Below are 8,983 nucleotides of genomic sequence, written 5' to 3'. Positions count from 1 at the left end.
TCTCTACGCGGTTTCTGACGATAAGCCCATCACGCCAGCGCTGTCTACGTGTTTCACTCCTTAACCGAACACGGATGGTCCCCATCCCTCGACGTGTGGATTGGGTTCGTGATGCCAGCCGAAGTCGCTCCCCGTATCATCACTGTAATGGAACGAAAACTCCGGGCAGGCATCCGTCGTCTCGCCTGCGAACCAGCGAACCGTGAGTGTGGCATCGTCCACGTTCCGTCCGAGTCGGTCGGGTTCCACATCCGCGACGACGTGGTTGTGTACGTCCGGTGGGAATCCTTGGGCCAACGAAACCGCTGGATGACGTTCAAGCTCACGCCGGATTCCACGAAGTGCCCTGTGGGAGGCTTCTGCCGAGTCATACGAGCGCTCGCCGTCACGCATGAACTACGCTGTGGCTCTGTCGCCGCGGCTGTATGTGGCGTAGTTCTCGATGGCATCCTCGACGATAGTAAGGCGATACCTGGTGAGTTCCCAATCACTTGCAGTCGTTCGAATCTCGCTGGTCTGTTCGACCTGTTCCGCCTCCGCTGCACGTTCGCGGAGCGCTTCCGGTGCGTCGACGTCGTATTCTTCCCGCCACGTCTTGATTCGTTCCTGCAAGTCCTCTTTGAGTCCAATGAGGCCATCATGGTCGTACTCGTCGAGGAGGTCACGGAGCGTCTGTACACGGACGTAGAGCGGATCGGGCGTGTACAACGCCGTCCCTTCGCGGTCAGTTTTCAGTAGGACGTTCATCTCGACGAGTCGTTCGAGATGACTGCGAGCCGTGTTCTCTGCGACGAGGGCCTCGTCTGCGATGGACGAGGCTGATCGGGGCTGCGAGACCGCCTCAGCGACTGACCGAACCCTATCGAACGCACTCGTATGTTCTTTCCACGCTTCGATACCGGGATTGTTTTGTGCCATACTACGTCTTAGCACGTGACATCAATAAATCTATCCAGAAACGAAATAGTCGGTCTTCAGGTTCGCGGATTGACCGTCTTTCTCAAGGCTCAACCCAATCATGGAGCGGACAACTGCTGGGATTACTCTCCTCTACCGCCGGTATGCCCACGGATTCAAGACGACGCTCCGCGAAATGAGACGCATGACCGACGACTCCGACACCTCACCCACATTTCTCTCATCCCTTCCGAGCCAGCCGATTACCGACGACATCGTCAAGCAGATCGGCGAGAGCGACAACCCGAAGATCCGCGGCGCGATGGGGTTTCCCGGTTCAAGACCCGGGGTAATCGAGGCGTTTCTGTTGAATATGGAAACGAAGACCCATGTGATCGTGTTCGATCCGGCCGCGGAGCAGTGGCGCGTCCACGAGTCCTTCGAATCTGAGGAGATGGGCCACCAGGAAATGGTCGATCGTGCCAGTGAACTCGCCAACGAGTGGCTCGCCGAAAGCCTCTCGGATCGCATCGCGGCCACAGATGAGACTGACTCGGAAAGATGAATGTGCGCTACTACGCGGATGCGGACATTCGGGAGTGGCATGACCACACGCTCCGACTGTTGCGGACGCTTCACGACGAACATGGCATCACCGTCGAGATCGACCGCATTGACGAACAGCACGGACCGCTCACGGACTTCCCTGGCGACGTACGGTATCCTTCACCCGAGGAGGTCTACGAGCGCGATCTCAAACGGAATCGAGATTTGAACCAGACCATCGATCCGACGCCGTCGGAAGGATTCAAGCGGTACGGGTCACTCGACATCGCCGGCAACATCGCGGTCGTCGATGACGAGGGGATCGTTCAGTGGGCCTCGACGCTTCCCGGCTACGCTCGCGGCTACGGGCCGGGTGTCGAAGCACGGACAGCGATGGACTTTCTGGAGGACATCGCTACGTCTCCGAGCAACCGGATCTGTGTCAAGTGTCTCCATCTACTGGATGGTGACGAGACGTTCTGTCCAAATTGCGGCCACGAACTGCCCTAACGTCGTGTCCTCAGCTTTCAATATTGAGTATCTCACATATATGTCGAAAGGCCGGAGAAGCGTTCTGACAGACATTCTGGGTTAGCCTGTGCAGTGCAGGGCGCTAAGCCCCCTCCCTCAACGAGCACCACAGTCCGCCGACTGGCGGACAAGGAGCGAAGTAGGGAGGGGATACAGCGCCCGTCATCATCTAACCTTCTGTCCGAATCGAAACCGTTACTAATCGACAGCCCTAACGCTGATTCGTCGTGTACTACGCCTACAAGTATCGGCTCAATCCCACCGCCACTCACCGCGAGCGACTGTCGTGGACCGTCGATACTTGCCGGCAAGTGTACAACCACTTTCTCCACCGGCTGAATCAGCACGAGGGGACACCCGCCATGACCACGCTCCGGTCGGAGCTGCCTGCCCTCAAGCAGTGGTGGACGGACCTGCAAGACGTGTATTCGCGCACATTGCAGGTCGTGGTCGAACGCCTCTACGACAACCTCAAAGGGTTGTCGCGGCTGAAAGAGGAAGGCTACCGCGTCGGGAGCCTGAACTGGAAAGCGCCGCGAGAGTTTCGGTCATTCACTTACAGCCAGCGCGGCTTCAAGCTCGACAACAAGAGCGGTCGTACTGTGCTCCACCTCTCGAAAATCGGCGATATTCCCATCAACTTCCACCGCGAGATACCCGACGGCGCACGACTCAAACAAGTCACGGTGAAACAGGAACCGACTGGAAATTGGTTTGCGACGTTCGGCGTCGAAACCGACGCCGACGCGCCACCGAAGCCGGACGAACTGGAGCGGTGTGTCGTATCGACGTGGGGATTCTGAAATTCGTCCACGACACCGACGGCCACGCCGTCAGGTCGTTGGACCTCTCCGCTGAAGAAGACCGTCTTGAGCACGAACAGCGTGTTCTCTCCCGCAAAGAGCACGGATCGAACAACTACCGCGAACAGCAGCGGAAGGTTGCGCGCCGTCACGCCGACATCGAACGGAAGCGCCGCGACTTCCTGCACAAGCTCTCGACATGGTACGCGAAAGTCTACGACTTCGTAGCGATCGAAGACCTCGACACGAAGAGGTTGATGGAACTGCCGTCGAACTCGCACAACCGTGTGAGTGCGGCATGGGGAACGTTCCGCCGGATGCTCGAATACAAGTGCGAACGTGAAGGCACGCACTTCGCGGCGGTCGATCCCAAAGGAACGACCAAAGAATGTTCTCGGTGTGGTGTCGAAACTAGTAAACCGCTGTGGGTGCGGGGACACTCGTGTCCAGCGTGTGGATACACGGCGGACCGAGACGCGAACGCCGCCGAGAACGTTCTGCAACGCGGCTTTTCTGACATAGGCATGGGCTGTGCCGAATCGACGCCCTCGGAGACTGCGACCGCTGTGGAAACCGGCGTTTCGCCGGTTCCTGCAAGTCGCGTCATCGAACAGGGAAGCCCCACCCTCAAGCGCTCGCCGCGGTGCGTGGGCGAGCGGTAGGGTGGGGAGGATGTCACCCGAGACTATTCAGAGTGACTCGCAAGCCTCGCCGTTGCCGTCACCATCGAGACCGGACGGATCGCCTGAAACCGACTCGAAGTACTGCTGTGCCTGCTCCTGTGAACTGAAATCACTACAGTCGTAGGGATCGTCCGGCCCACCACTCGGTGGCGGAAGATCGCTGCCACCACTGTCACCATCACTACCGTCGTCTGCTGGCTCCTCGGTTGGCGTTGCCGTCGGCGTCGAACCGTCGCCGTCGAACTCCCAGAGACCGACATTGTTCGAGCGTGCTTGCTCTTCAGTACTGTCGAACTCCTCGCGGAGCGAGAACGGCGAGTCGTACACGCGGGCGTAGCCATCCGCAAGCAACTGCTGGTTGAAATTCTCGCCATCAGTGTAGATGTACGCAAGCAACCTCCCGAACGACCCTCGGCGGTCGCCCTCGCCATCGGTGACGACACGAACCTGCTGGCCATCAAGTTCCGCGGTGGCGAACTCGCTGGCACGCTGGCCCCAATTGTAGAGGTGGTCACGTGCGGCCTGCGTCTCCGGTATCCCTTCGTATTCGTCGGGGCTGACGTCGCCGAGCGACGTCTCGGGCGTATCGACACCGATGAGTCGAATCGTATCGGTCTCACCGCCATCGAACTCGACTTCCACAGTATCACCATCGATGACCCGCGTGACCGTCGCCTGCCGTGCCTCGCCACCCGAAATTCCCGATGGTATCGACGCTTCGGGTTCCGGCGTCGAGGTCGGCGTAGCAGTAGCGGTGGGTGCCGGGGTCGATGTTGCCGTTGGCGTAGCAGTAGCAGTGGGCGTTGGGGACGGCGTCGCCGTCGGGGTTGATGTGTCCGTCGGCGTCGCTGTTGGCGTGGGAGTTGGTGTCGGTGTTGGGGTAGCGGTCGGCGTGGTTGTATCCGTGGGAGTAGCGGTCGAAGTCGAAGTCGCAGTCACAGTAGCGGCCGCCGTTTCAGTCGCTGTTCTCGTCGATAATTGGGTAGCTGTCGCGGTCGCCGATTCAGTAGTGGTGACGTTTGTCTGTTCAGTTCCGCTCGGAGAAACGCCGGGAGTAGCGTTCCCTCCGGTTCCACTGAGCGAGCTACACCCTGCGAGCACGAATAGGCAGGCAAGGACAACGGCGATGAAAGCTGAACGCTGGTGCATACGAGTCGCACAGGGAGTGTCAAAAAAAAAGCGTTCGGGTGGCGCGTTACTTTGGGTTAGTCGTCGGTGTCGGGTTCGTCATCTTCATCGATTGCGCCATCGCCATCGTTGTCTTCATCATCGGAATTGCCACCGTCATTTTCGTCGTCTTCGTCGTAATGGCCGTCGCCATCATCGTCGTCTTCGGCTTCTCCGTTGAAGTCGTCGGAGCCGTCGTCACCGTCGTCCGGCTCGTCGTCCTCATCAACTGCGCCATCCCCGTCATCGTCATCATTGGATGGAACATCGTTCCCATCTTCACCATCCTCATCGATGTGACCATCCCCGTCGTCGTCCTCGTCATTCTGACCGAGTTCGTCGCCCGTCCCGCCATCCGCTGTTCGTCCCAACGGGGCGAAGATACTCCCGTTCGCAAACTCCGTGATATTCGCCGAGACGGCGTTCGCATCCATGTCAACAGTGCTTTCGGATACTTTCGACCAGTCGCCGTCGTACCGCCACAGTTCGAGCGTTGATTCGTCGACTCCACCGAGATCGTTCTCCTCGTAGCTCACGCTCACGTCGAAAAACGAGTCGGGGCTGTTCGCGCTCGCGTTGACGTACTGGCCGATGTTCGTCCGGTTGTCCGGGTCAGTTGGAGACGAGCCGACTGTCCGAACCGCGACATCTTTCGATTCGAACGAAACCGTCGCTGAGTCGAGGTGCAGATCTCTCACTGTGTTGTTGATCGAAGGACCCTCTTGGGGATCGCTATCGGAATAGTAGGCCTGCCCGTTGCCGCTAGCCGTGGTGTTTGTGATTGCGTTATCGCTGCTCGATTGCAGGTAGATACCCTGATCGTTCTCTGCTATCGTGTTGTTAGCGACTACGATCCCGCCAGCTCCAAAGGTGAAGGCGATGCCTCGGGAGTTCGAGGCGACCACGCTGTCGCGTATCTCTCCAGTGGAGGCCTCGTATTCGATGCCACCTCCCCAGTCTGTCACGGTGGCGTTCGTCACGGTGACGTTGGTTGCACCGTCGGAGCCGAAAACCACGATTCCGTCCGTCGGGAAGTCATCCACGCCGTCGATTGTGTGTCCCGCTCCATCAAGGACAACATCGCGTGCGAAGATTTGGATGCACTGATCGGCCGTACTGTTCTCGATATCCGCCGTAAGCACGTACCGACCAGGTTCGGTGATTTGAGTACACGAACCGATCTCAGTCGGTGTAGCTGTCGATGCGGCTCCCTCAGTTGAAGTCTCGGTTTCGGTCGCTTCCTCAGTAGTCTCAGTCGGGGTCGGCGTTTCAGTCGCTGTCTCGGTAGTCGTTTCCGTTGCCGTCGCAGTCGGTTCTTCGGTCGCTGCTGTGCCTGGTTCCTCTGGCGTTGGATCATCACCAACGTCTTCGCACGCGATATTGTCATCATCACTGTCGAGCCCAAACTCGTCGGTGTTCGGGTCGAAGACTTCATCAACCTCCTGTCTATCATCGAACTCCGAGCAGTTAATGTCTCCATCCGAGCCCGGAGTGGGCGCATCTCCACCGTTGTCCTGTGCTAAAATTGCTGGCACGACGCTCAATCCCGCCCCGATGAGCAGAACAACGCCTGCAAGCGCAACTAGTTGCCGAACTGATAACCTGTAACCCGTCATGTTATACCATAGCAACAACTACGCACATAATATAGTTATCGACGCTGAGCAAGCTACCACGTCTTAGACGGACTACAGGTGCTCGTTGAGAAAGGGGCTCCTGCCTGTACAACCGCCAGTTCACCATCGAAATCTTCATCTATCCCCTGAAAACCGCTAATGTATGGATGAGAGAGAAGAAATGAAGGTAGGAGCTCTCTCCGTTGAGAGCATTGTGATCGGTCTTGCCTGCCTCGTCGTCATACAATCGATTCTCAGAATAACTCACCCTTCATCTTCGGAGCTGTTCTCTGGCATCGCTGTAGCTCTCTTTTTCGGTGTGTTGCTTGTATCGATATTTCAGCCTTGATTTGGGAGAAATGGGCGTGGTGGACAGAGCTACAGAAACCGGTCGTATACTGCACCTCCTCTTAGCTGGAAGCACGGACTACGGGAGAGCCAGTGAATCCACCCCAGACAGCCGACCCACTGGTCGATTGAGTTTCTCATCTCAACCGGTTTCGCGGATGGCGCGGTGACTGCGAAGTGCATCACCAACGACGCCTCAGCGGTATCGTTCGATGCGGCGGGCGACCCACTCGGCTACCGTACCACCAAGGTGCTCTCTAAGCGTACCCAACAGTCCTCCCGGTACGTAGAGGACGAACAGGACGAATAGCACTCCGAGATAGAGGCTCGCGTGCCCGTTGAGGAACATCTCAATGGCCGCGCCGACCGTGACGCCGAAGAGGTCGGTATCAAGCACGCCAGACGGGAGATGCCCTCGGAGATAGGGCAACAGGCCGCCACCCGACCCAGCCGTCGATAGGAACTCTTTCACCGATTCGTCGAACAGGCGTCCGTAGAGTGGGCCCGCGAGCGTTCCGAACCCACCGATAATTGATGCGAGCAATGCGTCGGCAGCCCCACAAAGCTGATGGGGGGTGGGGTTGATGTACAATAATGTAACCATATCTCGTTGTGAAACGATACGGGAAAGTCGCTATCGTAGCGTACAGGAGTCACATTATGAAAGCAGAAATCAAAGCAAAACGCATCCTCGGTAACGCGAAAGACGATAAACAGTGCCTATCAGGGCTGCAACTGCCCGTTTCTCGTGGGAGCGACCCTTCCAAGGAGAAACTGATACGGCCGGGTACCACGGTCAAGGATATCAACGTCAAACAGTACTCAATAGCGTTGAACAATGTCGACTCCGGAATATCGATGGCAAGTCAGGGGCCTCCAGCGTTCCCCACCATGTCTCTCGTTTCTAGACTGTACAGAGGAGAGGGCGTCATCGCGGCCTCTACCTACCGAGAGACCCCACAGAAAGGGGTGAACTAACCGTGCACTACCGCTCCGTGCTCGTCGTTCTAGTGGTCGTTTCGATGCTGTTTGCCGGCTGTAGTTTTCTCTCGGAGGCACCGGCAGAATCTACTACGACAGCATCCCCTCTGAATGGAACGGCCACGCTGACAGACACCGCTGCAAGTGCAACCACAGTGGCTACGGAAACATCAACAATCACCGCGGGGACAGAGTCTCCACGCGGCCCAACGTCGTCAACGACAACTGAAACCCCGACGCCGACCAGTACCACGACTGAAGCCCCGACAGCTGCCCCCACCAAGACACCAACCGCTACGGAGACCGCGACGCCAACATCGACAGAAACAACAAGAGACATACCGACCCCGACACCAACGGAAACGGCGACGCCGACACCAACACCAACTGAGACGGCAACACCCACACCTCCAGAGGAGACACCAACCCCCACCGAGACGGCAACGCCAACCGAAACAGCGACACCGACAACGACACAGACCGCAACACCGACAGAGACGGATTCGGCGCGTGAAGACTGGTACAACGTAACGATCGTCGCAGCCGGTACAGGCGAATCCTACTACCGAATGTACGGCGGAACTGGCCCGGGTATCGATTTGGGTGCAAAAGCCGACACTGAGGCATCAGTCGAGTACGAAGACCGCGTGATCCTCGACGATCCGTACTATGCAGAAGGATTCGTCGGCGACAACGGGGTCGATAGCTACCAGTACAGACCAACCATTCAGGGCGAACTCTCCCTCAACTTCGTCAACGATGGCGACGTGGCGTTGAAGGTGTATCTCAATGGTGAACTGTACGAGACGGTGCAACCGGGTGAGGGGGTTGGCGAGGAGCGAGTTGATCCCGCAGCACCGCCGGAGGGAGCCAACCTCATCAGAGTCAAGGCGGTCGGCGATGGTGAATCCGAGTACAGCCTCGGAGCGGGGGCTGCTGGCTCGGAGCGGTTCTACTACGAGGACGAGGCCGATCCCGGAACTACGGCCGACAATCCTGACTACACGGGAGTAATGGGTGCGTATGGATTCGTCGGCGATGGTGGCGTCGATTCGTATTCGACGGATGGCGAGCTTTACAGCGTCGACAACGAGGGGTCGGCAACGCTGAAAGTCTACCAAAACGGTGAGTTGTGGGCGACCGTCCAACCGGGAGAGACAGTCAAGTGATCAACTGAAGGTCCGGAACAGTGATTCAGAGTGACTCACAGGCCTCGCCGTTGCTGTCGCCATCGAGACCCGAGGGATCGCCTGAAACCGACTCGAAGTACTGCTTTGCCTGCTCCTGTGAGCTGAAATCACTACAGTCATAGGGGTCGCCCCGGCCCACCACTCTAGGGTCTAGCGCAAGTTCTTGACCTTTGGACGCGTATCTCTCTGAATGGGAGCGCGACGAGCTGTCGTTGAACGAC

General features: G+C 58.0%; 13 protein-coding genes and 1 pseudogene. 7 read left to right on the top strand and 7 right to left on the bottom strand.

Translation table 11 applies throughout. The annotated features are described in order from the left end of the window. Nucleotides 1-60: 60 nt before the first annotated feature. Both ACQUQO_RS17395 and ACQUQO_RS17390 read right to left on the bottom strand, forming a co-directional pair. Complete coding sequence (locus ACQUQO_RS17395; RefSeq protein ID WP_435079787.1) at nucleotides 61-222, bottom strand: hypothetical protein; 162 nt, start codon at nucleotides 220-222, stop codon at nucleotides 61-63. Between the two features lie 174 nt (nucleotides 223-396). Then, complete coding sequence (locus ACQUQO_RS17390; protein ID WP_435079785.1) at nucleotides 397-918, bottom strand: DUF7342 family protein; 522 nt, start codon at nucleotides 916-918, stop codon at nucleotides 397-399. A gap of 100 nt (nucleotides 919-1,018) precedes the next feature. Between ACQUQO_RS17390 and ACQUQO_RS17385 the strand changes: the two genes are divergently transcribed. From ACQUQO_RS17385 to ACQUQO_RS17370, 4 genes are all read left to right on the top strand, one after another. Then, nucleotides 1,019-1,462: a hypothetical protein gene (locus ACQUQO_RS17385; protein ID WP_435079783.1), complete on the top strand. Its 444-nt coding sequence runs from the start codon at nucleotides 1,019-1,021 to the stop codon at nucleotides 1,460-1,462. After that, nucleotides 1,459-1,953, top strand: a complete 495-nt coding sequence (locus ACQUQO_RS17380) for a zinc ribbon domain-containing protein (protein WP_435079781.1) — start codon at nucleotides 1,459-1,461, stop codon at nucleotides 1,951-1,953. Before ACQUQO_RS17385 ends, ACQUQO_RS17380 begins: the two co-directional genes overlap by 4 nt. 248 nt (nucleotides 1,954-2,201) lie before the next feature. After that, on the top strand, nucleotides 2,202-2,777 hold the full coding sequence (locus ACQUQO_RS17375) for an RNA-guided endonuclease InsQ/TnpB family protein (RefSeq protein WP_435079779.1): 576 nt from the start codon (nucleotides 2,202-2,204) through the stop codon (nucleotides 2,775-2,777). After that, complete coding sequence (locus ACQUQO_RS17370; protein ID WP_435079777.1) at nucleotides 2,684-3,439, top strand: RNA-guided endonuclease InsQ/TnpB family protein; 756 nt, start codon at nucleotides 2,684-2,686, stop codon at nucleotides 3,437-3,439. The genes ACQUQO_RS17375 and ACQUQO_RS17370 overlap by 94 nt, the downstream gene beginning before the upstream one ends. A gap of 27 nt (nucleotides 3,440-3,466) precedes the next feature. On the opposite strand, the gene ACQUQO_RS17365 is transcribed toward ACQUQO_RS17370, so the two are convergent. Both ACQUQO_RS17365 and ACQUQO_RS17360 read right to left on the bottom strand, forming a co-directional pair. Beyond that, nucleotides 3,467-4,399 carry a thermonuclease family protein gene (locus ACQUQO_RS17365; protein WP_435079776.1) on the bottom strand — a complete coding sequence of 311 codons (933 nt, stop codon included), beginning with the start codon at nucleotides 4,397-4,399 and terminating at the stop codon, nucleotides 3,467-3,469. Nucleotides 4,400-4,665: 266 nt separating this feature from the next. Next, a complete protein-coding gene (locus tag ACQUQO_RS17360) occupies nucleotides 4,666-6,243 on the bottom strand; it encodes a right-handed parallel beta-helix repeat-containing protein (protein ID WP_435079774.1) in 1,578 nt (525 codons plus the stop codon). 163 nt (nucleotides 6,244-6,406) lie between these two features. Here ACQUQO_RS17360 and ACQUQO_RS17355 point away from each other — a divergent pair, with 163 nt between their 5' ends. Next, nucleotides 6,407-6,592: a hypothetical protein gene (locus tag ACQUQO_RS17355; RefSeq protein WP_435079772.1), complete on the top strand. Its 186-nt coding sequence runs from the start codon at nucleotides 6,407-6,409 to the stop codon at nucleotides 6,590-6,592. Between the two features lie 195 nt (nucleotides 6,593-6,787). Here ACQUQO_RS17355 and ACQUQO_RS17350 read toward each other — a convergent pair. Further along, a pseudogene (locus tag ACQUQO_RS17350) lies at nucleotides 6,788-7,141 on the bottom strand (branched-chain amino acid ABC transporter permease); the annotation flags it as partial. Nucleotides 7,142-7,251: 110 nt separating this feature from the next. Here ACQUQO_RS17350 and ACQUQO_RS17345 point away from each other — a divergent pair. Next, complete coding sequence (locus ACQUQO_RS17345; protein ID WP_435079771.1) at nucleotides 7,252-7,569, top strand: hypothetical protein; 318 nt, start codon at nucleotides 7,252-7,254, stop codon at nucleotides 7,567-7,569. Nucleotides 7,570-7,576: 7 nt separating this feature from the next. On the opposite strand, the gene ACQUQO_RS17340 is transcribed toward ACQUQO_RS17345, so the two are convergent. Then, nucleotides 7,577-8,098 carry a hypothetical protein gene (locus tag ACQUQO_RS17340; RefSeq protein ID WP_435079769.1) on the bottom strand — a complete coding sequence of 174 codons (522 nt, stop codon included), beginning with the start codon at nucleotides 8,096-8,098 and terminating at the stop codon, nucleotides 7,577-7,579. A 43-nt stretch (nucleotides 8,099-8,141) separates the two neighbouring features. On the opposite strand from ACQUQO_RS17340, the gene ACQUQO_RS17335 reads away from it, so the two are divergent. Further along, a complete protein-coding gene (locus ACQUQO_RS17335) occupies nucleotides 8,142-8,741 on the top strand; it encodes a hypothetical protein (RefSeq protein WP_435079767.1) in 600 nt (199 codons plus the stop codon). Nucleotides 8,742-8,766: 25 nt separating this feature from the next. Here ACQUQO_RS17335 and ACQUQO_RS17330 read toward each other — a convergent pair whose 3' ends face one another. Continuing rightward, entirely contained in the window at nucleotides 8,767-8,901 is a 135-nt protein-coding gene (locus ACQUQO_RS17330; protein WP_435079765.1) for an excalibur calcium-binding domain-containing protein, read from the bottom strand. Nucleotides 8,902-8,983: the final 82 nt, after the last annotated feature.

It is taken from the genome of Halococcus sp. AFM35 (assembly GCF_051195015.1).
GTDB lineage: Archaea > Halobacteriota > Halobacteria > Halobacteriales > Halococcaceae > Halococcus.
Note: the sequence above shows the minus strand (reverse complement) of the source record. Positions and strands in the feature narration are given on the sequence as shown.

Excerpts from the sequence above, each read along its gene's own strand:
- ACQUQO_RS17360 (WP_435079774.1), bottom strand. The coding sequence starts at position 6,243 with ATGACGGGTTACAGGTTATCAGTTCGGCAACTAGTTGCGCTTGCAGGC.
- ACQUQO_RS17380 (WP_435079781.1), top strand. The coding sequence starts at position 1,459 with ATGAATGTGCGCTACTACGCGGATGCGGACATTCGGGAGTGGCATGAC.
- ACQUQO_RS17390 (WP_435079785.1), bottom strand. The coding sequence starts at position 918 with ATGGCACAAAACAATCCCGGTATCGAAGCGTGGAAAGAACATACGAGT.
- ACQUQO_RS17345 (WP_435079771.1), top strand. The coding sequence starts at position 7,252 with ATGAAAGCAGAAATCAAAGCAAAACGCATCCTCGGTAACGCGAAAGAC.
- ACQUQO_RS17355 (WP_435079772.1), top strand. The coding sequence starts at position 6,407 with ATGGATGAGAGAGAAGAAATGAAGGTAGGAGCTCTCTCCGTTGAGAGC.
- ACQUQO_RS17385 (WP_435079783.1), top strand. The coding sequence starts at position 1,019 with ATGGAGCGGACAACTGCTGGGATTACTCTCCTCTACCGCCGGTATGCC.
- ACQUQO_RS17335 (WP_435079767.1), top strand. The coding sequence starts at position 8,142 with ATGTACGGCGGAACTGGCCCGGGTATCGATTTGGGTGCAAAAGCCGAC.